The sequence below is a fragment of the Inquilinus limosus genome, assembly GCF_051487185.1.
In the GTDB taxonomy this organism is placed as follows: Bacteria; Pseudomonadota; Alphaproteobacteria; order DSM-16000; family Inquilinaceae; genus Inquilinus; species Inquilinus limosus_F.
Window position 1 is genome coordinate 151,755 of the sequence record NZ_JAHVDK010000010.1, and the last position, 22,597, is coordinate 174,351.

Here is a 22,597-nt window from a genome sequence, read left to right on the forward strand (position 1 = left end):
CGAGCGGCGGCCGGGCGGTCGGTCGTAAGATGGCTCCTCATGTGAAGCGTTCGATGATGCCGCAAAGACGGTCGCATGATCTCGCGAGGTGTTTTTGTGGCGCCGTCGCGATGCCCAAGAGCAGGCCGGACCGCGCGGAAGCCGGCGACGCGTACCAGAGCGACAGCGGGACGGGCGCCAATCCGAAGGCCAGCGCCTCCCTGGCGATGGACAGATCCGGTGTGCCGGCCGGCAGCCACAACAGCACGGCCAGTCCGGCGACCGCGACCTCCCCGGCGCGCGGCCGAAGGCAGTCCAGCAATGCGTCGCGTTGGGCGGAATAGAGGCGCTTCGTCCGCCGGAGATGCCGTAGATAGTGGCCCTCGCGCATGAACGCCGCGGTTGCCAGCTGTATTCCTGGCCCAGGGGCCGGGGAGAGACACGCCGCGACCTCGGCGAACCGGGCCGCCAGTTGCGCCGGGGCGACGACAAACCCCAGGCGCCAGGTCGGGCTGATGGTCTTGCTGAAGGAGCCGATGTGAATCACGCGGCCGGCGCGGTCGAGCGAGGCCAGGGCCGGCGTGGCCCGCCCCTTCAGCTGCAGCTCGCCCAGATAGTCGTCCTCGATCACCCAGGTGCCTTCCTGGGCCGCCCAGTCGAGAAGGCGGAGACGCCGAGCCAGCGACAGGGTCGAGCCGAGAGGCGCCTGCTGACCCGGAGTGACGACAGCCAGCGCTGCATCCGGAGCGTGCTGCAGACCGTGGTCGACATCGATGCCATCGGCGTCGACCGGGATCGGCGCGAGCGACAGCCGCGCGAGTTCCAGGCCATGCCGGGTGAACGGGAAACCGGGATCCTCCATCCAGGCCTTCCGCCCCTCGAGGCCGAGCACGCGGAGCGCCAGCCCGAGACCGCTGCTGTATCCGGCGGTGATGACGACCTGGGAGGGCGAGCACTCGACGCCGCGCGCGACGGCAAGGTAGGCGGCGATTTCCCGCCGCAGCTCGAACTCGCCGCGAGGATCGGGGTACATGGCCGGGGCGCTCGATTCCGCGCGAATGGCGTGTGAGCGGATCCTGGCGAAGAGCTTGGCGGGCAAGGTCTCCTGTGCGGGCACGCCCATCTGGAAGATCGCCGGCCCCGCGGTGAGTTCCCGATACATCTCCATGAACGACCCGGGATCGGGCGGTTGCTCCTGCCGGACACCAAGGGGCGGCCGATCCGCGACGCGGGTGCCTGTGGCGCGCGACGCGACGATGAGCTGTGCGGCCGACAGCCTTTCATAGGCCGAACGCACCGTGCCTCGGGCCACGCCGAGCTGAGCCGCCAGGTCGAGCCAGGACGGCAGACGCGCTCCCGGCGCCAGCACGCCGCTCTCGATCGCGGCGCTGATGCCCTTGCGGATCTGCTCGGCCAGCGGCGTCTTCGCGGATCGATCGAGCTCCAGGGGCAGGGTCTCGGTCATGGTTCCTTGGTACACGAGTTTTGTCGATTCCTGGTGCTGTTTTATGAACCAGGCAGAGGTCACCTACGCGGGGGAAAGGAGAACCACCGCCATGACCATCAAATCGATCATCCTCGCGGCCTCTCTCGCCGTCGCCGCGCCGGCTGCGGCCCACGGCCCGGGCGAGACCGTCACGACGAATTTCGAGCACGCAATCCCCAACATCCCGGGCAAGTCGCTGGTCGCCCTGGTCGTCGACTACGCGCCGGGCGGGGCCTCGCCGTCCCACATCCATGCGAAGTCGGCGTTCATCTACGGCCATGTCCTCTCGGGCGAGATCGAGTCCCGCGTGAATGACGGGCCCAGCCGGGTCTACCGCGCCGGCGAGAGCTTCTACGAGCCGCCGGGGTCCAGCCATCCCGTCAGCCGCAATGCGAGTGCGACCCGGCCTGCAAGGCTGCTCGCCGTGTTCATCGTCGATACCGACGACAAGGTCCTGACCACCCCCGTCAACTGAATGCCGTTTCGCAAGGAGTGCGGTCACATGAGCAAGCGTCTCGACTACAATCAGATTGCGCCGGCAGGCGTGAAGGCTCTGGACGGCGTCTATGGCTACGTCATGCAGAGCGGCCTGCCCGCGACGCTCGTGGAGCTGGTCTACCTGCGCATCTCGCAGATCAACAACTGCGCCTACTGCCTCGACATGCACATGCGCGACCTGCTGAAGAAGGGGCAGAAGATCGAGAAGCTCGCGCTGGTGCAGGCCTGGGCGGAAGCCGGGAAGCTGTTCGACGAGCGGGAGCGTGCCGCCCTCGCCTGGGCCGAGACGGTGACGCGCGTCTCCGAGACCGGCGTGCCCGATGAGGCCTACGAAGCCGCGCGTGCGGTGTTCGAGGAGCGGGAGCTCGTCGATCTCACCATCGCGATCGGCCTGATGAACACCTACAACCGCATGGCGATCAGCTTCCGCAACACGCCCCAGGCGGTCCTGGCCGCTCAGTAACAGGGAGGTGCTCGTGAAGATCTTCGTTGCAGGCGCCACGGGCGCCATCGGCTTGCCGCTCGTGCGCGCGCTGTGCACGCTCGGCCACCAGGTGACCGGCATGACCCGGGCCGGCCGGGGCGTGGATCGGCTGCGCGAGCTGGGGGCCACGGCATCCTTCGCGGATGCCTTCGACCCGAAGGCCGTGCGAGCCGCGATCGAGGCAGCCTCGCCCGATGTCGTGATCGACCAGCTGACCTGGCTCCCCGCCAATCCCGCCGACATCATCAAGTCCCTGCCGAACGACACGCGGCTCCATCGCGAGGGCGGCGGCAATCTCCTCGCCGCCGCCCGGGAGCTGGGAGTCGGACGCTACATCCTGCAGTCCCGCGGCTTTTACCTGGATGCTCCCGCGGGCCGGCTCGCCGATGAGAGCGCCAGGCTCAGATACGATGCGCCCGGCGAGATCGGCGAGGGCACGCGCGTCATGGGCGAGTACGAGGACCGGGTCCTCGGGGCGCCGTCGATGGACGGGGTCGTCCTGCGCTACGGCTTCTTCTACGGCCCCGGCACCTGGTACCGGCCGGACGGGGCGATTGCGGATCAGGTGCGCAAGGGCGAGGCGAGGATCATCGGAGACGGAAATGCCGTCTGGTCGTTCGTCCACATCGATGACGCGGTCGCGGCGACCGTCGCCTCGCTGACGGCCGATCCGGGCGTCTACAATGTCGTCGACGACGATCCGCAACCCGTCGCGGAATGGCTGCCGGCCTTCGCCCGCTGGGTCGATGCGCCGGAGCCGCCGCGGATGAGCGTGGAGGAGGCACTGACGACCGCCGGCGAAGAAGCCATCTATTACCACACGCGCCTGACCGGGGCTTCCAACAGCAGGGCGAAGACGGAACTCGGGTTCAAGCCGCGGCCGCTGCTGTGGAAGTGGTCTGGGGCATAGACGGAGTTGTCGGGCGCGGGAACCACCCGTGCCGTCCTTTCCAGATCATCCTCCGCTTACGAGCGGAGAACCGGATCGGGCGTTGTCGCCTCGACTGGGCGCCAACTAGGCCCGGCTCAGGACATCCCGGAGCGGTCGGGGCTGGCGGTCGAGGTCCAGCGCGAGAACGAAGAGGCTTGCGTAGCGCAGCTTCCGGCGTGCGCCTGCCCCCAGGAATCTGCGAAACTGATCGACGAAGCAGGCGTCCCGCCATGCGGCTTGCCTCTGGAGCGTGCGAAACGAAGCAAGGTCTCCCTCTTCCGCCAGTATCGTTTCAATGGCGTCGGGTCCGACCGCGCGAATGAGCTCGTCTTCCAGGTCGCGGTCGCAAACGAAGAATCCCTCTCTTTCGAGTTCACTGCGTGTATCGGGCTGCGCGTAGCCAGCCCGCGCCAATTCACGGCAAAAGTGCCGCTCTTCGGCAGCATCACACAAGCCGCTGACGCGCAGTCCGACGCCAGTCGGCCCGAAACGAGCAAGGAACCTCGACACCGACCGAGCGCCGCCGATGGGTACCACGACCACGCCTTCCTTCGTCAGGTCTCTTGCCTGGAGGCTTGCCAGAGTCTCGACTGCAATCTGGTCGCTGATCCCCTCGACCAGCACAATGGAACGAGCGTGTCGGGCGCATTCCAGCGCAGCTGCGGTTGCTCGAAGCGGAGCATCAGCCCCGCTCGCGTATCCGGGAACGGAAAGCTCCCGGCGGCGGCGCCCCGCGCCGGTGAGGTGGCCCCTCGATCGCGTCGGCGCCATATCTGCGGCTTTACTGGTCAACCCGGCCCCCCTTGCTTTCCGACGGGTTCGGAAATGTACATATCTCGGGGGCCCCCTGGCTACGGATGAGGGGATCGAAAGTGCTCGGCTGGTCTCACAGCCCCCATGCGCGTCGCCCTGGCGCCGCTCTCTAGTACTTCGACCAGATGGCGGTCTAGCTCGTGATCGTTTCAGGCCAAAGCGATGACGCTTCGGCCTGAAACCACGAGGAAGGTCCGATCAAGGGCTCGTCGGCCTCACACCGGATTCGAGATCTCGATCAGGTTCTCGTCCGGGTCGCGGAGATAGACCGAGCGGATCGGGCCGGTGGCGCCGGTGCGGGGGACCGGGCCTTCCTCGATGGCGATACCGAGGCCCTGGAGATGGGCGATGACCTCGTCCAGCGGCGTCGCGGCGATGAAGCAGAGATCGGCCGAGCCCGGCGTCGGCCGCAGCGCCTTCGGCTCGAACTCACGCCCCGCCTGGTGCAGGTTGATCTTCTGGTCGCCGAAGCGCAGCGCCTTCCGGCGACTTCCTTCCGGTGTGTTGGGGCCGAAGGTCTCGACCGTCATGCCGAGCGCGCTTGTGTAGAAGTCGCAAGTCCTCTCGATGCTGGCCACGGTCAGCACCAGATGGTCGAGATGGTCGATCCGGATCATGCGGGTGTTCCTTCAGCGGTCCGATACCTCGAAGGTGGCGAAGCCTCCTTGCGAGCACTACCCCGCTGCGACCGTCAGCGCCACCGGCCCTCGCGGCGGAACACGTCGCCCCCGACCTCGAGCACCCCGTCGGCGACGGTGCCCAGGGCGGTGAACCCGGAATCGTCGGCGAAGAAGAGCTGGCCCGGACCTCGGATCTCCCAGCGGCCGGTATAGGCGCTGCGCCGGGCGCCGCGCGCCTCATCGTAGCGGCCGCCGGGCAGCAGCTCGAGCCGGATGTGACCGTTCTCGGTCACCCACATGCCGACGAGATCGGCTTCGAAGACAGGGCGGTCGGAGCTGGTCATGTCGATGGCCTGCGCTGGAATGGTTTGGGACCGGGCCTCGGCGGCCGGAGCGGACAGCGCCGCCCAGGCTGCCAGGGCGATGCGGGAGAACGCCACCGCGGCCTCCTCAATAGGCCTGGGCGGTCGGGCGCACGACCAGCTCGTTGACGTCGACCTCCGGCGGCTGGCCGATCGCGTAGCCGATCGCGCGCGCGATGGCCTCGGCCGGAATCAGGTCGCGCCGGTAATCCTCGATCGCGGCCTGGCGCAGCTCCGGGTCGGAGATGCCGTTGGCCAGCTCGGACTCCGTGGCGCCGGGCGCCACCACCGTGACGCGGATGCCGCCGCCGACCTCCTGCCGCAGGCCCTCGGAGAAGGCGCGGACCGCATATTTCGTGGCCGAGTAGACGGCGGCCGTCGGGACCACCCGGCGGTCGGCGATCGAGGTGACGTTGACGACGTGGCCGGAGCCCTGGGCCTGGAACACCGGCAGCGCTGCGGCCACGCCGTACAGCACGCCCTTGAGATTGACGTCGACCATCCGCTCCCATTCCTCGACCTTGAGGTCCGAGACCGGGGACAGCGGCATCACCCCGGCATTGTTGACGATGACGTCCAGGCGCCCGAACTGCGCCACCGCGGCCTGGACGAAGGCCGCGACATCCTCCCGACTGGTGACGTCCAGGCGCTGCAGCGCCACCCGCCCGCCATCGCGGCGGATCTCTTCGGCGACCGCCGCCAGCCGGTGCAGGCGGCGGGCGCCAAGCATCACCGCGGCGCCGGCCCTGGCGAGGTGCCGGGCTGTTGCCTCGCCGATGCCGCTCGACGCGCCGGTGATGGCGACGACTTTGCCTTCGATGCTCGACATGGGGTTCTCCATCAGCCGCGGCGTCCTTCGCCGCTGCCGGGATCCTATGGCTTGACCAAGCAGGACACGAGCGCATAGTGGACATCATTTCGATGACTGAAAATCGTGCTCATGACCTTCGACGGGCGCCTGCTGAGCGGGATCAGCGCCCTGGCCGCTGTGGTCGAGGCCGGCAGTTTCGTGCGGGCGGCCGACAGCCTGGGCCTGACCCAGTCCGGCGTCAGCCGCGCCATTGCCCGGCTGGAGGCACGCCTGGGCGTGCGCCTGTTCGACCGCACGCCGCGCGCGATCACGCTGACCGAGGAAGGACGTCGCTTCTATGACGGGGTGATGCCGCATCTGACCGGCATTGAGGAGCGGGCGGCGGAGGTTTCGGGCGGCGCCACGGCGGTGCGCGGGCGACTGCGGGTCAATGCCGACGCCGCCTTCGGCCACACTGTCCTCGCGCCGCGCCTGGCCGCCTTCATGGCGCGCCATCCGGAGATCCAGCTGGAGCTGGTGGTCCGCGACCGCATCGGCGACCTGGTGGCGGAGGGCTTCGACATCGCCCTGCGCTTTGGCGAGCCGGAGCCCTCGGGCCTGAACAGCCGCCTGCTGCTGGAGACGCGGGTCCTGACCTGCGCGTCACCTGACTATGTCGAGCGCCGGGGCCGCCCGCGGCACCCGGAGGATCTGGTCCGCGACGGCCATGAATGCATCCTGGTGAAGGAGGCCGCCACCGGCCGGCCCTATGAGTGGGAGTTCCGGCGCAGGACGGAGGTGGTGTCGGTGCCGGTGCGGGGCCGGCTGACGGTCAACGATTCCGGCAGCCTGATCGGCGCCATGCTGGGCGGGCAGGGCATCGGCCAGCCGCTGGAGTTCAGCGTGCGCGACCTGCTGGCGTCGGGGCAGCTGGTCCGGCTGCTGCCCGACTGGTCGGACGAGCGCTTCCCGGTCTACGCCTATCACCGCTCGCGCGGCCTGCCCCCGGCCCGGGTCCGCGCCTTCCTCGACTTCGTCTTCGAGATCACGGTGTAGGCAAAAGAAGGGGCGCCGAAGCGCCCCTTCCCGTCTCGTTGTCAGGCTGCGGCGGCGAGTGGCTGGGGTTCGAGCACCAGCCCGTCCTCGCTCGCGGTGACCTTGACCGTGCTGTCGTCGGCGACGCGGCCCTCCAGGATCGCGGTCGCCAGCGGGTTCTGCAGCTCGCGCTGGATCACTCGCTTCAAGGGCCGCGCCCCGTAGATCGGGTCGTAGCCCTGCTCCGCCAGCCAGCCCTTCGCCCGGTCGTCGAGCTCGAGCACGATCTTGCGGTCCTCGAGCAGCCGGCGCAGGCGGCCGAGCTGGATCTCGACGATGCCGGTCATGTTCGCCCGGGTGAGCCGGCGGAACACGATCATCTCGTCGAGCCGGTTCAGGAACTCCGGCCGGAAGTGCTGGCGCACCGCCATCAGCACCTTCTCGCGGCTGACGAAGTCGATCTCGCCCTCGTCGTCCTGTTCGATCGAGGCCACGGCGAGATGCTCCGAGCCCAGATTCGAGGTCATCACGATCAGCGTGTTGCGGAAATCGACCGTCCGGCCCTGGCCGTCGGTCAGGCGGCCGTCGTCCAGCACTTGCAGCAGCACGTTGAAGACGTCCGGATGGGCCTTCTCGACCTCGTCGAACAGCACCACCTGGTAGGGCCGGCGCCGCACCGCCTCGGTCAGCGCACCGCCCTCGTCATAGCCGACATAGCCCGGGGGCGCGCCGATCAGCCGGCTGACCGCGTGCTTCTCCATGTATTCCGACATGTCGACGCGGACCATCGCCGCCTCGTCATCGAACAGGAACTCGGCCAGCGCCTTGGTCAGCTCGGTCTTGCCGACGCCGGTCGGGCCCAGGAACAGGAAGCTGCCGATCGGCCGGTTCGGGTCCTGCAGCCCGGCGCGGGCGCGCCGCACCGCATTGGAGACCGCGGTTACCGCCTCGTCCTGGCCGACGACGCGGCTCTTCAGCTTCTCCTCCATGTGAAGCAGTTTCTCGCGCTCGCCTTCCAGCATCTTGTCGACCGGCACGCCGGTCCAGCGGCTGACCACCGCGGCGATGTCGTCGGCCTGCACCTCCTCGCGCACCATATGCGAGCCCTGCGCCCCATCGGCCTCGGCGAGCTTCTTCTCGAGATCCGGGATCACGCCATAGGTCAGCTCGCCCGCCCGCGCCCAGTTGCCGGCGCGCTGCACCTGCTCCAGCTCGGACCGGGCCTGGTCCAGCTGCTCCTTCACCTTGGTGGCGGCGGACAGCTTCTCCTTCTCCGCGGTCCAGGCGGCGGTCAGGGTCGAGGACTGCTCCTCCAGCTCCGCCAGCTCCTGCTCCAGCTTGGCGAGGCGGTCCTTCGACGCCGCGTCGGTCTCCTTCTTCAGGGCCTCGCGCTCGATCTTGAGCTGCATGGCGCGCCGGTCCAGCGCCTCGATCTCCTCGGGCTTGCTGTCGACCTGCATGCGCAGCCGCGAGCCCGCCTCGTCGACCAGGTCGATCGCCTTGTCCGGCAGGAAGCGGTCGGTGATGTAGCGGTGCGACAGGGTGGCCGCCGCCACGATGGCGCCGTCGGTGATGCGCACGCCGTGGTGCAGCTCGTACTTCTCCTTCAGGCCGCGCAGGATCGAGATCGTGTCCTCGACCGTCGGCTCGGCCACGAAGACCGGCTGGAAGCGCCGGGCCAGGGCCGCATCCTTCTCGACATGCTTGCGGTACTCGTCGAGCGTCGTCGCGCCGACGCAATGCAGCTCGCCGCGCGCCAGGGCCGGCTTCAGCATGTTGGAGGCGTCCATGGCGCCTTCCGCCTTGCCGGCGCCGACCAGCGTGTGCATCTCGTCGATGAACAGCACGATCTCGCCGGCCGCGGCCGTCACCTCCTGCAGCACGGCCTTCAGCCGCTCCTCGAATTCGCCGCGGAACTTGGCGCCGGCGACCAGCGAACCGAGGTCGAGCGCCAGCAGGCGCTTGTTCTTCAGGCTCTCCGGCACGTCCCCGTTGACGATGCGCAGGGCGAGGCCCTCGACGATCGCGGTCTTGCCGACGCCGGGCTCGCCGATCAGCACCGGGTTGTTCTTGGTGCGGCGCGACAGCACCTGGATGGTGCGGCGGATCTCCTCGTCCCGGCCGATCACCGGGTCGAGCTTGCCCGACCGCGCGGCCTCGGTCAGGTCGCGGGCGTATTTCTTCAGCGCGTCGTACTGGCTCTCGGCCGAGGCGCTGTCGGCGGTGCGGCCCTTGCGCATGGCGTCGATGGCCCGGCTCAGCGCCTGCGGCGCGATCCCGGCCTGGGCCAAAGCACGGCCGGCCTCGGTGTCCTTGGCGATGGCGAGCGCCAGCAGCAGGCGCTCGGCCGCGACGAACTGGTCACCGGCCTTCTTCGCCTGCTCCTGTGCCTGGTCCAGCACGCGCGCCAGCTCGCGGCTCAGATAGACCTGGGCGCCGCCGCCCTCGACCTTGGGCTGCTTGGCCAGCGCCTGCTCCACCGCCTGGGCCGCCGCTTCGGGCCGGCCGCCGGCGCTGCGGATCAGGTTGGCCGCCAGGCCTTCCTCGTCGTCCAGCAGCACCTTGAGCAGATGCTCGGGCAGCAGCTGCTGGTGGCCGCGGGTTACCGCCGCGGTCTGAGCGGCCTGGAGGAATCCCTGGCTGCGCTCGGTGAACTTCTGAAGGTCCATAAACTCTGTCTCCACTGTCCGGCAGGATCGTCTTGCACGAAGCCCGACCCCGCCTTGATCCACGTCAGTGCGATCCGGGAGGATGCAGGACTGATGTAGGGGTGTGACCCTATGGCCACAAGAGTTGCCATGGGCGCCGCGCCGCGACCGGTCGGTGCGAAGCCGTTCCCATTCGCGCATAGCGGCGATCCTCGGTGCGCTGATTGTTTCCGCCCGGTATATCGCGCTAGGGTCTTCGTCCGATCCGTTGCCAGCCAGCGCCATCATGACCGTCGCCCGCCTCGCCGCCCTCTTCCGCTATCCCGTCAAGGGCCTGGCCGGGCAGAAGCTCGCCGCCACCGACCTCGCCCCGGGCGAGACGCTGCCGCACGACCGGCGCTTCGCCATCGTGCACGGCGCCAGCCAATGCGACCCGGCGGCGCCCACGTGGCAGCCGAAGCGGCAGTTCCTGCAGCTGATGACGGACGAGCGGCTGGCCCTCTTGGGCATCGACTATGACGACGCCACGGAGGCGCTGACGCTGAAGCGCGACGGCAAGCAGGTGGCGCGCGGCCTGCTGTCTCTGCCGATCGGGCAGGAGCTGATCAACCAGTTCCTCAACGCCTTCATGAAGGACCCGCGTGGTGCGCTGAAGATCGTCTCCGCCCCCGGCGTCGCCTTCACCGACAAGCCGGAGAAGCTGGTCTCGCTGATCAACCTGGCCTCGGTGAAGGACATCGAGCGGGTGACGCGCGCGCCGGTCAACCCGCGCCGCTTCCGCGGCAACCTCGATCTCGAGGGCGTGCCGGCCTGGGCGGAGTTCGACTGGATCGGGCGTGAGCTGACGATCGGGCCGGCGCGGCTCAAGGTCGTATCGCGGATCACCCGCTGCGCCGCCCCCAACGTCAATCCGGACACCGGCGACCGCGACCTCAACATCCCCAAGGCCCTGATGACCGGCTTCGGCCACGCCGATTGCGGCGTCTATGCCGAGGTGATCGGCGGCGGTCGGATCGCGGAGGGGGATGCGGTGACGGTGGCGTAGATCTCCGAAGGCAGCGTCTTGACCAGATCACGGCCGATCGCATGTTATTACGCATGTGATCACCGATGAGGTTTCCATGGTCGCCCTCAAGCTGCGCGCCATCGGCAATTCCGTCGGGGCGGTCCTGCCCAAGGACGTTCTGAACCGGCTGCACGTCCAGGAGGGCGATACGCTCTATCTGACCGAGGCGCCCGACGGATACCGCCTGACCCCCTACGACCCGGAATTCGAGGGGCAGATGGAAACGGCGCGCAAGGTCATGAAGAAGCGCCGCAACCTGCTGCGGGAGCTGGCGAAATAGGTGGACGAGCCGCGCTGGATCAGCCGCGCGGTCGTGCTCGCGCTGCATGACGAACAGCTGGCGGAGCATGGCGGCGCTTCTGGGCTGCGAGACCCCAGCCTGTTGGAATCCGCACTCGACCGGCCCCGGAACCTGTTCGCCTACGGCCAGCCCGATCTCGCCGCACTTGCCGCCGCCTATGGCTTCGGCCTGATCCGCAACCATCCCTTCGTCGACGGCAATAAGCGCGTGGCCTTCGTCGTCACGGAAACCTTCCTGGCACTCGCGGGGCAGGAGATCGCCGCAGACGACGCCGAATGCCTGGCCATCTGGCTGTCACTGACAGCCGGCGAGGTATCGGAGGCCGAGCTCGCGGCCTGGCTGCGGCCGCGGCTCAAGCCTTTGGCGTAGGTTACGGCCGCACCGGCCCGGTGCCGGCGCCGGTGCGCTCGATCGCGGCAGCGATCTCGTCGAGGTCCTCCGCCGTCAACTCCAGCGTCGCGGCGTCGAGCCAGCCGTCGACCTGGGCTGGGCTGCGGGCGCCGACGATGGCGCCGGTGACCGCCGGCCAGGCCAGCGTCCAGGCCACCGCCACCGCGGCGACTGAGGTGCCATGCCGCGCCGCGACCGGCTTCAGCGCCTCGGCCAGCGCCAGGTTGCGGGCCAGGCCCTCGCCGGTGAAATGCGGCGAGCGCGAGCGCCAGTCGTCCTGCGGCAGCGCCACCGCGCGCTCCGCCGTGAAGGCGCCGGTCAGGAGGCCGGACTGCATCGGGCTGTAGACGATGACGCCGGTCCGGTGCTCGGCGCACCAGGGCAGCTCCGCCCCTGCGATGTCGCGGCGGATCGCCGAGAAGGGCGGCTGCAGCGTGTCGACATGGCCGACCGCCTCGGCCCGTGTCAGCAGCTCGGCATTGTGGTTGGACAGGCCGACAGCCCGCACCTTCCCTTCCTTCTTCAGGTCGAGGAAGGTCTGCCAATAGGTCTCGACCGGAGTGCCGTCATCGACCGGCCAGTGCAGCTGGTACAGGTCGATGCGCTCGACCCCGAGCCGGCGCAGCGAGGCCTCGACCTCGCGCCGCAGGCTGTCCGGTGCGCCGATGCGCTTCGGCGGCGCGGTGCGGTTGGCCTCGTCCCAGATCAGCCCGCCCTTGGTGAAGACATAGGGCCGCCGGTCGGCCGGGATCTCGCGCAGGGCACGGCCGACGATCTCCTCGGAATGGCCGAGGCCGTAGACGGCGGCGGTGTCGATCCAGTTGATGCCGACCTCCGCGGCGTGGCGGATCGCCGCCACCGAGGCGTCATCGTCCTGGCTGCCCCAGGACGCCGCCCAGCCGGCGCCGCCGATCGCCCAGGCACCGAAGCCGACCCGGGTGATCGCCATATCGGTGGTGCCGAAACGCCGCGTCGGCAGATGGGTGTGGCCGTTGGTCTCGCTCATCGTCGCCTCCTTCATGTCGGACATAGGATGGCGCCGTCGCATTCAGCGTTCCAATTGAATGTTCAGATCGCATTCAGCATGATTGGAGAACAATTAGCCGATCGGGCGGGATCATGGATCTGAGGCAGCTGGAGCATTTCCTGGCGGTGGCGGAGGAGCAGCACTTCACCCGCGCCGCCCGGCGGGTAAACATCGTCCAGTCCGGCCTGTCGGCCTCGATCCGGGCGCTGGAGGAGGAACTGGGCGCGCCCTTGTTCATCCGCAGCACAAGGCGGGTCGACCTGACCGCCGCCGGACGGGTGCTGACCGAGGAGGCGCGGCGGGTGCTGGCGGCGGCGCAGGGCGCCCGCGACGCCGTCGCCGCGGTGCAGGGGCTGGCGCGCGGCCGCCTGGCGATCGGCACCACCCACAGCCTGGCGCCCTTCGTCGACCTGCCGGCTTTGCTGGCCCGGTTCCACGCCGCCCATCCCGGAGTCGAGATCCGGCTGTGCCAGGGCGGCTCCGACCGGCTGTTCGAAAAGCTGCGCGACAGCCGGCTGGACCTGGCCTTCGTGCCGATGCAGCCGGCGCCGCCGCCCGACATCCGGGCCACCATGCTGGCCTGCGAGGAGCTGGTCGCCGCCTGCAGCCGGGATCATCCGCTGGCAGGAAGAAGGAACGTGCCGCTGAGCCGGCTGGGGCGCGAAACCTTCGTCGACTTCCAGACCGATTGGGGCACGCGGCAGCTGGTCGACCAGGCCTTCGCCCGGATCCGGGTGGAACGCCGCACCGGCTTCGAGGTCAACGACCTGCCGACCGCGCTGGACCTCGTCGCCCTCGGCCTCGGCATCGCCCTGGTGCCGGAGGCGATCATCGCCGCCCACCCGGCCGACCCGCATCGGCCGCCTTTGGCGGTGGCGACGCTGGCGCCGCCCGAGATCTGCTGGGAGCTGGGCGTCGCCCATGCCGAGCGCGGCGCCCAGGACGGCCCGGTCAACCCCGCGGCGCGGGAATTCCTGGCGCTGCTGCTGGACTCACACCGTGTCGCCGCGGCGGCGTGAGCGGCCTCAGGCCACCTGCACCAGCGGGCCGGACCACTCGGAGACGATGTCGGACAGGGCCGGGCGCGGCCGGTCCTCCATCGGCTCGGACGGGGTGCCGAGATAGATGAAGCCGAGGATCTTGTCGGTCGCCGGGTTGTGGCCCAGCAGCTCGATCACCTGCGGGTGGAAGGCGGGCCAGCCGGTGATCCAGCTGCCGCAATAGCCCTGGGCATGCGCCGCCACCAGAATGTTCTGGCACAGCGCGCCGCCGGACAGGATCTGCTCCAACTCCGGGATCTTGCCGGGCTGGGGCTTGTGGGTGACGACCAGCAGCAGCGGAGCCAGAGCCGGCTTCTGCCGCATCGCCTCGATCTGCGCCTCGTTGGCGTCGGCATTCTCGCGGGCAAAGATCTCGGCCATCGCCTCGCCCAAACGGCGCTGCCCGTCCTTGCGCAGCACCTGGATGCGCCAGGGCGCCAGCTTGCCATGGTCCGGCACCCGCGTGCCGGCCCGCAGGATCCGCTCGAGCGCCGCCGCATCCGGCCCCGGCTCGACCATGTTGCGGGCCGGCACCGAGCGGCGCTTCAGCAGAAGATCCATCGCATCCATGCTTCGTCTCCGATAATCCGCCGCCTCGACGGCGCTATCTAAGAATCACTCGCAACATCACACATAGGACGCGCCGGGTCAGAAATCCAGGTCGCGGTAATGCGCCGGCGCCGGGATGCCGGGGACGTGGTCCTCCAGCAACGGCCGGAAGCTGGGCCGGGACTTTATGCGCGAATACCACTGCCGCGCCTCGGGATGGGCGTCCCAGGGCACGTCGCCGAAATAATCGACCACGGAGAGATGGGCGGCGGCGGCGATGTCGGCCATGCTGAACTCGTCGCCGGCCAGCCAGCGCCGCGTCTCGGCGAGGTAGGAGATGTATTCGAGGTGGTAGTGCACGTTCTGCCGGCCGGCGCGGATCGCGTCGGAGCTGGGCGGCTGCCCCGTGCGCATCACTCGTTTCATGAACTTCTCGCCGACCAGGTTCTCGGTCACCTCGCGGCCGAACTTCTGGTCGAACCAGACCAGGAGGCGCCGGGTCTCGGCCCGCGCCAGCGGCGTGTCGCCGAGCAGCGGCACCTCGGGGTGCATCTCCTCCATGTATTCGACGATGACCCAGACATCCGTCAGGGTCGTGCCGTCCGGCTCGATCAGCAGCGGCACCTCGCCCGTCGGGTTGAGGGCGAGGAACTCCTCGCGTCGCTCCCAGACCCGCTCGACCTTCATGTCGCAATGCAGGTCCTTCTCGGCCAAGAGCAGCCGGACGATGCGGGACTGGGCGGAAAGCCAGATGTGATAGAGGGTTCGCATGGCGCGCGAACTCTAACCGATGCCACGGTATTTCGGTAAGGGCTGCGTTGCGGTGCGGCGACACATGCCACCCCCGCGCCGCGGCCGGGAACCATCCGGCGGGGCCGCGCCTTTGGTCAGGTTGCCACGACGGCTCACGCCGCGACCGGCAGGCGGAAGGCGGCGGCGAGGCCGCGCAGGGCGGCGGCGAGACCGGGGTCGGCCAGCCGCGAATGCAGCATCACGTCGGTCGAGGCCAGGGCCGGCAGGCCGAGGCGCGGACCGACATCGACGGTGCCGGGCGGCGCCGTCCGGCGCGCCAGCGGCGACACGCCGAGCCCGGCCATGGCCGCCGCCGCGACAGCGGCACCGCCGCCGCCGACGAACACCTCGACCCAGGGAATGCCGGCGGCGTCGAGCACGCGCAGCGCCGCGACCCGCACGCCGCACCGCTCCCTGTGAGTGACGAGCGGCAGAGGCTCGCCCGGCCGATGATGCCAGCCGGTCGAGGCGAACCAGCCGAATTCATCGCGGAACAGCACCTCGCCGTCGCGGCGGCCGGCGTCGCGGCGGACGATCACCGCGTCGAGTGACCCGGCGTCGTATTCCCGGAGCAGGTCCAGCGACGAGTCGAGACGGACCTCCAGCGCCAGCCCCGGCCCCTGCCCCGCCATCCGGGCCAGCAGCCCCGGCAGCTCCGGCCCCGCGACATGGTCGCTGATGCCCAGCACCAGGCGCCGCGGCCGGTCCGAGACCGCGGCGACGGCCTCGTCCTGCGCCTCCAGCAGCCGCCGCGCCCGCGGCAGGAAGGCCTCGCCCTGCGGCGTCAGCCGCACGAGCCGCGGCGTGCGTTCGACCAGCCGGGCGCCGAGCCGATCCTCCAACCGCTTCAGCCGCAGGCTGATGCCGGACTGGGTGGCGCCCAGCGCATCGGCGGCGCGGGTGAAGCTGCCGTGATCGGCGACCAGGACGAAGGCCCGGACGGCATCGAGGTCGAGGGATCGCATGGCTTGATCATTTCAGTCTAAAATCACTGATAGTGATATCGAGTTTATTCCGAAATGATCAAGCCGGCGCTACATCCTAGGCGTCGCGGCACCCGCCGCAAATCTCGGAGGTAACCCCATGCCCCTCATCCGCATCTCGCTGCGCAAGGGCAAGCCGGCCGGTCATATCGCAGCCATTCGCGACGCCGTCTACCTGTCCCTGCGCGAGACCTTCGACGTGCCGGAGAACGACCGCTTCGTGCTGGTGCATGAGCACGACGAGACCGGCTTCGACTACGACCCGACCTATCCTGACATCGCCCGGACCGACGATGTGGTGTTCATCCAGGCCACCGTCAGCAACACCCGGGCGCTGGCGCAGAAGCAGGCGCTGTATCGCCGCATCGCCGACCGCCTGGCCGAGAATCCGGGCCTGCGCCGCGAGGACGTGTTCATCAACCTGATCGAGGTGGCGAAGGAGAACTGGTCCTTCGGCAACGGCATCGCGCAGTACGTCTGAGGCCTCCGGCCCTCTTGCCGCCGCCGGCCCGCCACATTCCCGCGTTCTTTCCGGTGATACGATGCCCGGCGAGGCGATGCGGGGGGAACCATGGCCGGGAGGGGATCGACACGCCGGCGCGTGTTGGCGACAGGCGCCGTGGCGCTGGGCACAGCGGCGCTGGGAGGCGTGGGCGGAGCCTGGCTGCAGCGGCTGGCCGAGGCAGCCCGGCTGCCGCCCCCTGCCCCGCTCCGGTCCCTGCTGGACGATGCCAGCGGCCTGAACCCCACCCCGGTGCGCGGCGTCGCCTTCGCGGAGGCGACCCCGGACGCGACGGCGGAACGGCTGGCGCCGCTCTTGCGCCGGATCGCGGCCGGACAGGAGCCGGCCCTGGCCGTGTCCGGAGCGCGCCATTCCATGGGCGGGCAGAGCCTGATGCGCGACGGCTGGGTGCTGGACGCGCTGCCGCTGAGCGGCCTGGCGATCGATGCCGAAGCCCGGGTGATGCGGGTCGGCGGCGGGGCGCTGTGGCGCGACATCGTGCCGGCGCTGAACGCTGCCGGCTTCTCCCCCGCCGTGATGCAGTCGAACAACGACTTCAGCATCGGCGGCACGCTGGGCGTCAACGCCCATGGCTGGCACGCGAACAGTCCGCCGGCGGCGAGCACCGTGCGGCGGCTGCGGCTGCTGACCGCGGACGGCGCGGTGGTGGAGTGCGGCCCGGACGACGAGCTGTTCGGCCTGGCGCTGGGCGGCTACGGGCTGTTCGGCGTGATCCTGGAGGCCGAGATCGCGGTGCTGCCGAACGTGGTCTACACGCCGGATTTCGCCACGATGCCGACCCGCGACTATGCCGCGGCCTTCGCCGAGCGCGTCTACGCCCCAGGATCACCGGTCGAGATGGCCTATGGCCGGCTGTCGGTCGACCCGGACCGGCTGTTCGAGGAGGCGGTGCTGGGCTGCTACGTGCCGGTGCCTCAGACGCGCGGCGCCGTACTGCCCCTGCCCGCCCTGACCCATGGCGGCATGCAGCGCCTGGTGTTCCGCAATGCCGCCGGCAGCGACGCCGGCAAGGCGCTGCGCTGGTGGCTGGAGCGCGAGGCCGGGCCCTGGCTGGCCGAGCGGGTCAGCCGCAACAGCTTGCTGAACGAGCCGGCCGCGGTCTTCGCCAACCGCGAGGCCGGGGCGACCGACATCCTGCACGAATACTTCGTGCCCCAGGCCCGGCTGCGGGACTTCGCCGACGCCGCGCGGCGGATCATCCGGCGCGACGAAGGCAACCTGCTGAACGTCACCGTGCGTGACGTCCGGCGCGACGACCGCAGCGCCCTGGCCTATGCCCGCGAGGACGTGTTCGGCCTGGTGATGCTGTTCGTGCAGGAGCGCTCCGCCGCCGGGGAGGAGCGGATGCAGCGGATGACCCGCGGGCTGATCGACGCCGCGATCGACGCCGGCGGCACCTACTACCTGCCCTACCGGCTGCACGCGACCGGGGAGCAGCTGCGCCGCGCCTATCCCGCCTGGGACGAGGTGATCGCGGCGCAGCGCCGGCACGACCCGAAGGGAGTGTTCCGCAATGGGCTGTTCCAGCGCTACGCCGAGGCCTGACCGGTCATTCCAGCAGCTTGAAATATTGACCCGTCATGGCGAGCCCCGAAGGGGCGCGGCCATCCAGGGCGGCTCGCACCGGCCCCTGGATGGCCACGGCGCTACGCGCCTCGCCATGACGGGGGAAGAGGACCGACGAGTCGATCTCAAAGGCCACCGGTATCACTCCGCCGGGATGCGCGCCGCCTCCTCCTCGCGGATCGGGTGCTGCAGCCGGTGCACCATCTCCTTCGGCACCACCTGCCAGAACTTCGCCCGCTCGATCGCCCAGTCGTGCAGGATCGAGGTCGCCCAGGCGCTCTGGGTCTCGCGCACATGCTCGGCGATCAGGGCGCGGACGAGATCGTCGTAGTGCCGGGTCTCGATCCGCTGCCAGAGCACGCTCTCCGGATTGACCCGGCGGGCGAAGCTGCCGTCGCCGTCATAGACGAAGGCCATGCCCCCGGTCATACCAGCGGCGAAGTTGTCGCCAACCGGCCCCAGTATCACGGCGGTGCCACCGGTCATGTACTCGCAGCCGTTCGAGCCGCAGCCCTCGACCACCACCGTGGCGCCGGAGTTGCGCACCGCGAAGCGCTCTCCCGCCTGACCGGCGGCGAACAGCTTGCCCGCGGTGGCGCCGTACAGCACGGTGTTGCCGATGATCGTGTTCTCGTTGGTCTTCAGCGTCGACGCCGCGAAGGGCCGGACCACGATGGTGCCGCCGGACAGGCCCTTGCCGACATAGTCGTTGGCGTCGCCGAACACCTCGAGCTTCAACCCCTGCACCGCCCAGGCGCCGAGCGACTGGCCGGCATTGCCGCGCAGCCGCACCGTCACATGGCCCGGCTGCAGCCCGGTCATGCCGAACTTGCGGGTGATCATCGCCGACATCCGCGTGCCCACGGCGCGGTGGGTGTTGCGGATCGAGTAGGTCAGCTGCGTCTTCTCGCCCAGCTCGAACAGCGGCCGGGCGTCGGCGATCATCTGCGCGTCCAGCGTATCCGGCACCGGGTTGCGGCCCTCGAGCGTGCAGTACATCGCATGCTCGCCCGGATCGGCCTTGGCCAGGAGCGGGTTGAGGTCGAGATCGTCGAGATGGGCAGCGCCGCGGCTGACCTGGCGCAAGAGCTCGGTCCGGCCGACGATCTCGTTGATCGAGCGGTAGCCGAGCTGGGCCAGGATCTCGCGCACCTCCTCGGCGATGAAGCTGAACAGGTTCACCACCTTCTCGGGCGAGCCGGTGAACTTCGCCCGCAGCTCCGGATCCTGGGTGCAGACGCCGACCGGGCAGGTGTTGGAATGGCACTGCCGGACCATGATGCAGCCCATGGCGATCAGGCTGGCGGTGCCGATGCCGAACTCCTCGGCGCCGAGGATCGCGGCGATCACCACGTCGCGCCCGGTCTTAATGCCGCCATCGGTGCGCAGCCGGATGCGGTGGCGCAGCCGGTTCAGCGTCAGCACCTGATGCACCTCGGACAAGCCCATCTCCCAGGGCACGCCGGCGAACTTGAGCGAGGTCTGGGGCGAGGCGCCGGTGCCGCCGACATGGCCTGAGATCAGGATGATGTCGGCGTTTGCCTTCGCGACGCCGGCGGCGATGGTGCCGATGCCGGTGCGGCTGACCAGCTTGACCGTGACCTTGGCGTCCGGGTTGATCTGCTTCAGGTCGTAGATCAGCTGCGCCAGATCCTCGATCGAGTAGATGTCGTGATGCGGCGGCGGGCTGATCAGCATCACACCGGGGGTGGAGTGGCGCAGCTTGGCGATCTCCACCGTCACCTTAAAGCCGGGCAGCTGGCCGCCCTCGCCGGGCTTGGCGCCCTGGGCGACCTTGATCTCCAGCTCGCGCGCCTGGTTCAGGTACTCCGCCGTGACGCCGAAGCGGCCCGACGCGACCTGCTTGATCGCCGAGTTCCAGTTGTCGCCGTTCCGGTCCGGCCGGAACCGGGCTGGATCCTCGCCGCCCTCGCCGGAGTCGGACTTGGCGCCGATCCGGTTCATGGCGACATTCAGCGTGCCGTGCGCCTCAGGGCTCAGCGCGCCGAGCGACATGCCCGGGGTGACGAAGCGCTTGCGGATCTCGGTGATGCTCTCGACCTCGTCGATCGAGATCGGCTCGCGCACCGGCACGAAGTCCAGCAGGTCGCGCAGCGCCACCGGCGCCTGGTGCCGGACCATGTCGGAGTACTTCCGATACAGCGAATAGCTGTCGGTCGCCACCGCCTGCTGCAGCATGTGGATCATCCGCCCTTCCCAGGCGTGACGCTCCTGCCCTTGGCGGTAGCGGTAGAAGCCGCCGATCGGCAGCGTGACGACGTTCTTGTTCCACGCCGCCTCGTGCATCTCGATCGCCTTCATCTGCAGCCCGGCCATGCCGAGACCGGAGATGCGGCTGGGAATGCCCGAGAAGTATTCGGCGACGAGCGACCGCGACAGGCCGACCGCCTCGAAGTTGCACCCGCCGCGGTAGGACGAGATCACCGAGATGCCCATCTTCGACATGATCTTGAGCAGCCCGTCATCCACCGCCTGGCGGTAGCGCTTCATGCAGGCGTCGAGCGACAGGTCGCCGAACAGGCCGCGGCGCTGCCGGTCGGCGATCGCCTCCTGCGCCAGATAGGCGTTCACGGTGGTGGCGCCGACGCCGATCAGCACCGCGAAATGGTGCACGTCGACGCATTCCATCGAGCGCACGTTCAGCGAGGTGAAGGTGCGCAGCGACTGGCGGATCAGGTGAGTGTGGACCGCGCCGGTGGCGAGGATCATCTGGATCGCCACCCGGTCCGGCCCGACATGCTCGTCGGTCAGGACGATATGGGTGGCGCCGCCGCGCACCGCGTCCTCGGCCTCGCGGCAGACCCGGCGCAGCGCGTCGCGCAGCGCCTGCTCACCGCCGTTGCGGTCGAAGGTGCAGTCGATCTCCGCCGCGGTCGAGCCCATATAGGCCCGCATCGCCTCATATTCGGCGTTGGTCAGCACCGGGCTGTCGAGCTGCAGCAGGTCGCACTGGCTGGCATCCTCGTCGAGGATGTTGCCGAGATTGCCCAGTCGGGTGCGCAGGCTCATCACCCGCCGCTCGCGCAGGCTGTCGATCGGCGGATTGGTGACCTGGCTGAAGTTCTGCCGGAAGAAGTGGTGCAGCGGCCGGTTCAGGTCGGACAGGATGGCGATCGGCGTGTCGTCGCCCATCGACCCGACGGCCTCCTTCGCCTCCTCCACCATCGGGTGCAGGATCAGCTCCAGGTCTTCCATGGTGATATTCATGGCGACCTGGCGCCGGCGCAGCTCCTCGCGGCTCATCGCGGCGCCGGTGTCCTCGCCGCCGGCACGGATCAGCCCGTCGATCACCTTGATCCGCTTCGTCCAGTCCTGGAAAGGCTGCCGCGCGGCCAGCACCTCCTTGATCTCGCGGTCGTGGTAGAGGCGCCCCTCCTGCAGGTCGACCGCCAGCATCTGGCCGGGGCCGAGCCGCCCCTTCTCGACGATGCGGCTGTCCTCGAGCCGGACCATGCCGGCCTCCGACCCCGCGATCAGCAGGCCATCGTTGGTGATGGTGTAGCGCATCGGCCGCAGGCCGTTGCGGTCCATGCCGCCCATCACCCAGCGGCCATCATACATGGCCAGCGCCGCCGGGCCGTCCCAGGCCTCCATCACCGCGTTGCAGTAGCTGACGAAGGCGCGGTGCGAGGTGGGGATGTCGGCCTCGACCGGCGTCGCCTCCGGCACCAGCATGGCCTTGACCATCGGCGCGTCGCGGCCGGCGCGGACCATCACTTCGAACACGGCGTCGAGCGCCGCGGAATCCGAGCTGCCGCCCTGGATCACCGGCTTGATGTCCTCGATCGCGTCGCCGAACACGGGGCTGGCCATGCGCGTCTCATGCGCGCGCATCCAGTTGGTGTTGCCCTTCAGCGTGTTGATCTCGCCGTTATGGGCCAGCATGCGGAAGGGCTGGGCCAAACGCCAGGTCGGGAAGGTGTTGGTCGAGTAGCGCTGGTGGTAGATCGCGAAGTTCGAGACGAAGCGCTCGTCCAGCAGGTCCGGGTAGAAGGCGGTCAGCTGCGCCGCCAGGAACATGCCCTTGTAGATGATCGACCGGCAGGACAGCGAGCACAGGTAGAAATCGGCGATGCCGGCACCTTGAGCCGCCTTCTCGATCCGCCGGCGGATGACGTAGAGGTCGCGCTCGAACTCCTCCTCCGACACCCCCTTGGTGTTGGCGATCATGATCTGCTCGATCTCCGGCCGGGCGGCATTCGCCTTGTCGCCGATGATCGCCACGTCGATCGGCACCTGCCGCCAGCCGTAGATGTAGTAGCCGAAGCTGAGGATCTCGCCCTCGACCAGGCAGCGGCACTTCTCCTGCGCCTCCAGGTCGGTGCGCGGCAGAAAGGCCTGGCCGACCGCGATCAGCCCGGGCAGCGGCCGGTGGCCGACGCGCTCGACATGCTCGTGGAAGAACTGCTGCGGGATCTGGACATGGATGCCGGCGCCGTCGCCGGTCTTGCCGTCGGCGTCGACCGCGCCGCGGTGCCACACTGCCTTCAGCGCGTCGATGCCGGCCTGCACCACCTCGCGCCGCGGCTTGCCGTCGAGGGTGGCGACGAAGCCGACACCGCAGGCGTCGTGCTCCTCCGCCGGGTCATAGGCATGGGCCTCGATCAGCCGGGCGAGATTGGCGTCGTATTCCTCGACGAAGCGCTGGCCGGGGGACTTGGGCTCGAACTGGCTCATGGCTGGCTCCTTCCGG

General features: G+C 69.4%; 22 protein-coding genes. 10 read left to right on the forward strand and 12 right to left on the reverse strand.

Going from position 1 to position 22,597, the window contains the following annotated elements; translation table 11 throughout:
- Nucleotides 1-37 precede the first annotated feature (37 nt).
- On the reverse strand, nt 38-1,444 hold the full coding sequence (locus KXR53_RS13805) for a PLP-dependent aminotransferase family protein (RefSeq protein WP_437375752.1): 1,407 nt from the start codon (nt 1,442-1,444) through the stop codon (nt 38-40).
- Nucleotides 1,445-1,535: 91 nt separating this feature from the next.
- On the opposite strand from KXR53_RS13805, the gene KXR53_RS13810 reads away from it, so the two are divergent.
- From KXR53_RS13810 to KXR53_RS13820, 3 genes are read left to right on the forward strand one after another with little or no spacing between them, the layout of a single operon-like run.
- Entirely contained in the window at nt 1,536-1,940 is a 405-nt protein-coding gene (locus KXR53_RS13810; protein WP_437375753.1) for a cupin domain-containing protein, read from the forward strand.
- 27 nt (nt 1,941-1,967) lie between these two features.
- Complete coding sequence (locus tag KXR53_RS13815; protein ID WP_437375754.1) at nt 1,968-2,426, forward strand: carboxymuconolactone decarboxylase family protein; 459 nt, start codon at nt 1,968-1,970, stop codon at nt 2,424-2,426.
- Between the two features lie 7 nt (nt 2,427-2,433).
- Complete coding sequence (locus KXR53_RS13820) at nt 2,434-3,357, forward strand: NAD-dependent epimerase/dehydratase family protein (RefSeq protein WP_437375755.1); 924 nt, start codon at nt 2,434-2,436, stop codon at nt 3,355-3,357.
- Between the two features lie 105 nt (nt 3,358-3,462).
- Here KXR53_RS13820 and KXR53_RS13825 read toward each other — a convergent pair whose 3' ends face one another.
- From KXR53_RS13825 to KXR53_RS13840, 4 genes are all read right to left on the reverse strand, one after another.
- Nucleotides 3,463-4,170 (reverse strand): TOPRIM nucleotidyl transferase/hydrolase domain-containing protein, encoded by a 708-nt coding sequence (locus KXR53_RS13825; protein WP_437375756.1) that lies wholly within the window; start codon nt 4,168-4,170, stop codon nt 3,463-3,465.
- A gap of 236 nt (nt 4,171-4,406) precedes the next feature.
- Nucleotides 4,407-4,808, reverse strand: a complete 402-nt coding sequence (locus KXR53_RS13830) for a VOC family protein (protein ID WP_437375757.1) — start codon at nt 4,806-4,808, stop codon at nt 4,407-4,409.
- Between the two features lie 74 nt (nt 4,809-4,882).
- On the reverse strand, nt 4,883-5,251 hold the full coding sequence (locus KXR53_RS13835) for an Atu4866 domain-containing protein (protein WP_437375758.1): 369 nt from the start codon (nt 5,249-5,251) through the stop codon (nt 4,883-4,885).
- Between the two features lie 10 nt (nt 5,252-5,261).
- A complete protein-coding gene (locus tag KXR53_RS13840) occupies nt 5,262-6,002 on the reverse strand; it encodes an SDR family oxidoreductase (protein WP_437375759.1) in 741 nt (246 codons plus the stop codon).
- 111 nt (nt 6,003-6,113) lie between these two features.
- On the opposite strand from KXR53_RS13840, the gene KXR53_RS13845 reads away from it, so the two are divergent.
- Nucleotides 6,114-7,019 (forward strand): LysR family transcriptional regulator, encoded by a 906-nt coding sequence (locus KXR53_RS13845; RefSeq protein WP_437375760.1) that lies wholly within the window; start codon nt 6,114-6,116, stop codon nt 7,017-7,019.
- Nucleotides 7,020-7,060: 41 nt separating this feature from the next.
- On the opposite strand, the gene clpB is transcribed toward KXR53_RS13845, so the two are convergent.
- Nucleotides 7,061-9,667 (reverse strand): ATP-dependent chaperone ClpB, encoded by a 2,607-nt coding sequence (clpB, locus tag KXR53_RS13850; protein WP_437375761.1) that lies wholly within the window; start codon nt 9,665-9,667, stop codon nt 7,061-7,063.
- A gap of 265 nt (nt 9,668-9,932) precedes the next feature.
- Here clpB and KXR53_RS13855 point away from each other — a divergent pair, with 265 nt between their 5' ends.
- The 3 genes from KXR53_RS13855 to KXR53_RS13865 all read left to right on the forward strand — a co-directional run bounded on the left by KXR53_RS13855 (nt 9,933) and on the right by KXR53_RS13865 (nt 11,382).
- Nucleotides 9,933-10,691 carry an MOSC domain-containing protein gene (locus tag KXR53_RS13855; protein WP_437375762.1) on the forward strand — a complete coding sequence of 253 codons (759 nt, stop codon included), beginning with the start codon at nt 9,933-9,935 and terminating at the stop codon, nt 10,689-10,691.
- A gap of 76 nt (nt 10,692-10,767) precedes the next feature.
- The gene (locus KXR53_RS13860; protein ID WP_437375763.1) at nt 10,768-10,992 is read left to right on the forward strand and encodes an AbrB/MazE/SpoVT family DNA-binding domain-containing protein; all 225 of its coding nucleotides are present in this window, start codon (nt 10,768-10,770) and stop codon (nt 10,990-10,992) included.
- Entirely contained in the window at nt 10,993-11,382 is a 390-nt protein-coding gene (locus tag KXR53_RS13865; RefSeq protein WP_437375764.1) for a type II toxin-antitoxin system death-on-curing family toxin, read from the forward strand.
- A gap of 1 nt (nt 11,383) precedes the next feature.
- Here KXR53_RS13865 and KXR53_RS13870 read toward each other — a convergent pair whose 3' ends face one another.
- Complete coding sequence (locus KXR53_RS13870) at nt 11,384-12,409, reverse strand: aldo/keto reductase (RefSeq protein ID WP_437375765.1); 1,026 nt, start codon at nt 12,407-12,409, stop codon at nt 11,384-11,386.
- A 113-nt stretch (nt 12,410-12,522) separates the two neighbouring features.
- On the opposite strand from KXR53_RS13870, the gene KXR53_RS13875 reads away from it, so the two are divergent.
- On the forward strand, nt 12,523-13,449 hold the full coding sequence (locus KXR53_RS13875) for a LysR family transcriptional regulator (protein WP_437375766.1): 927 nt from the start codon (nt 12,523-12,525) through the stop codon (nt 13,447-13,449).
- 6 nt (nt 13,450-13,455) lie between these two features.
- Here KXR53_RS13875 and KXR53_RS13880 read toward each other — a convergent pair whose 3' ends face one another.
- From KXR53_RS13880 to KXR53_RS13890, 3 genes are all read right to left on the reverse strand, one after another.
- Entirely contained in the window at nt 13,456-14,040 is a 585-nt protein-coding gene (locus tag KXR53_RS13880) for a nitroreductase family protein (RefSeq protein WP_437375767.1), read from the reverse strand.
- A gap of 78 nt (nt 14,041-14,118) precedes the next feature.
- Nucleotides 14,119-14,790, reverse strand: coding sequence for a glutathione S-transferase family protein (locus KXR53_RS13885; protein ID WP_437375768.1), 672 nt, complete (start codon nt 14,788-14,790; stop codon nt 14,119-14,121).
- 134 nt (nt 14,791-14,924) lie between these two features.
- The gene (locus KXR53_RS13890; RefSeq protein ID WP_437375769.1) at nt 14,925-15,776 is read right to left on the reverse strand and encodes a LysR family transcriptional regulator; all 852 of its coding nucleotides are present in this window, start codon (nt 15,774-15,776) and stop codon (nt 14,925-14,927) included.
- A gap of 118 nt (nt 15,777-15,894) precedes the next feature.
- On the opposite strand from KXR53_RS13890, the gene KXR53_RS13895 reads away from it, so the two are divergent.
- Both KXR53_RS13895 and KXR53_RS13900 read left to right on the forward strand, forming a co-directional pair.
- A complete protein-coding gene (locus KXR53_RS13895) occupies nt 15,895-16,275 on the forward strand; it encodes a tautomerase family protein (RefSeq protein ID WP_437375770.1) in 381 nt (126 codons plus the stop codon).
- 138 nt (nt 16,276-16,413) lie between these two features.
- Nucleotides 16,414-17,862, forward strand: a complete 1,449-nt coding sequence (locus KXR53_RS13900) for an FAD-binding protein (RefSeq protein ID WP_437375771.1) — start codon at nt 16,414-16,416, stop codon at nt 17,860-17,862.
- Nucleotides 17,863-17,866: 4 nt separating this feature from the next.
- Here KXR53_RS13900 and KXR53_RS13905 read toward each other — a convergent pair whose 3' ends face one another.
- Together KXR53_RS13905 and gltB are read right to left on the reverse strand one after the other, a co-directional pair.
- Nucleotides 17,867-18,019 (reverse strand): hypothetical protein, encoded by a 153-nt coding sequence (locus KXR53_RS13905; RefSeq protein ID WP_437375772.1) that lies wholly within the window; start codon nt 18,017-18,019, stop codon nt 17,867-17,869.
- A 5-nt stretch (nt 18,020-18,024) separates the two neighbouring features.
- Nucleotides 18,025-22,581: a glutamate synthase large subunit gene (gene gltB / locus KXR53_RS13910; protein WP_437375773.1), complete on the reverse strand. Its 4,557-nt coding sequence runs from the start codon at nt 22,579-22,581 to the stop codon at nt 18,025-18,027.
- Nucleotides 22,582-22,597 lie beyond the last annotated feature (16 nt).

Bases quoted from the DNA above. Each gene is read 5' to 3' on its own strand.
- KXR53_RS13880 (WP_437375767.1), bottom strand. From the start codon at position 14,040: ATGGATGCGATGGATCTTCTGCTGAAGCGCCGCTCGGTGCCGGCCCGC.
- KXR53_RS13845 (WP_437375760.1), top strand. From the start codon at position 6,114: ATGACCTTCGACGGGCGCCTGCTGAGCGGGATCAGCGCCCTGGCCGCT.
- KXR53_RS13895 (WP_437375770.1), top strand. From the start codon at position 15,895: ATGCCCCTCATCCGCATCTCGCTGCGCAAGGGCAAGCCGGCCGGTCAT.
- KXR53_RS13860 (WP_437375763.1), top strand. From the start codon at position 10,768: ATGGTCGCCCTCAAGCTGCGCGCCATCGGCAATTCCGTCGGGGCGGTC.
- KXR53_RS13870 (WP_437375765.1), bottom strand. From the start codon at position 12,409: ATGAGCGAGACCAACGGCCACACCCATCTGCCGACGCGGCGTTTCGGC.
- KXR53_RS13830 (WP_437375757.1), bottom strand. From the start codon at position 4,808: ATGATCCGGATCGACCATCTCGACCATCTGGTGCTGACCGTGGCCAGC.
- KXR53_RS13875 (WP_437375766.1), top strand. From the start codon at position 12,523: ATGGATCTGAGGCAGCTGGAGCATTTCCTGGCGGTGGCGGAGGAGCAG.
- gltB (WP_437375773.1), bottom strand. From the start codon at position 22,581: ATGAGCCAGTTCGAGCCCAAGTCCCCCGGCCAGCGCTTCGTCGAGGAA.
- clpB (WP_437375761.1), bottom strand. From the start codon at position 9,667: ATGGACCTTCAGAAGTTCACCGAGCGCAGCCAGGGATTCCTCCAGGCC.
- KXR53_RS13885 (WP_437375768.1), bottom strand. From the start codon at position 14,790: ATGCGAACCCTCTATCACATCTGGCTTTCCGCCCAGTCCCGCATCGTC.
- KXR53_RS13815 (WP_437375754.1), top strand. From the start codon at position 1,968: ATGAGCAAGCGTCTCGACTACAATCAGATTGCGCCGGCAGGCGTGAAG.
- KXR53_RS13855 (WP_437375762.1), top strand. From the start codon at position 9,933: ATGACCGTCGCCCGCCTCGCCGCCCTCTTCCGCTATCCCGTCAAGGGC.
- KXR53_RS13890 (WP_437375769.1), bottom strand. From the start codon at position 15,776: ATGCGATCCCTCGACCTCGATGCCGTCCGGGCCTTCGTCCTGGTCGCC.
- KXR53_RS13810 (WP_437375753.1), top strand. From the start codon at position 1,536: ATGACCATCAAATCGATCATCCTCGCGGCCTCTCTCGCCGTCGCCGCG.
- KXR53_RS13805 (WP_437375752.1), bottom strand. From the start codon at position 1,444: ATGACCGAGACCCTGCCCCTGGAGCTCGATCGATCCGCGAAGACGCCG.
- KXR53_RS13840 (WP_437375759.1), bottom strand. From the start codon at position 6,002: ATGTCGAGCATCGAAGGCAAAGTCGTCGCCATCACCGGCGCGTCGAGC.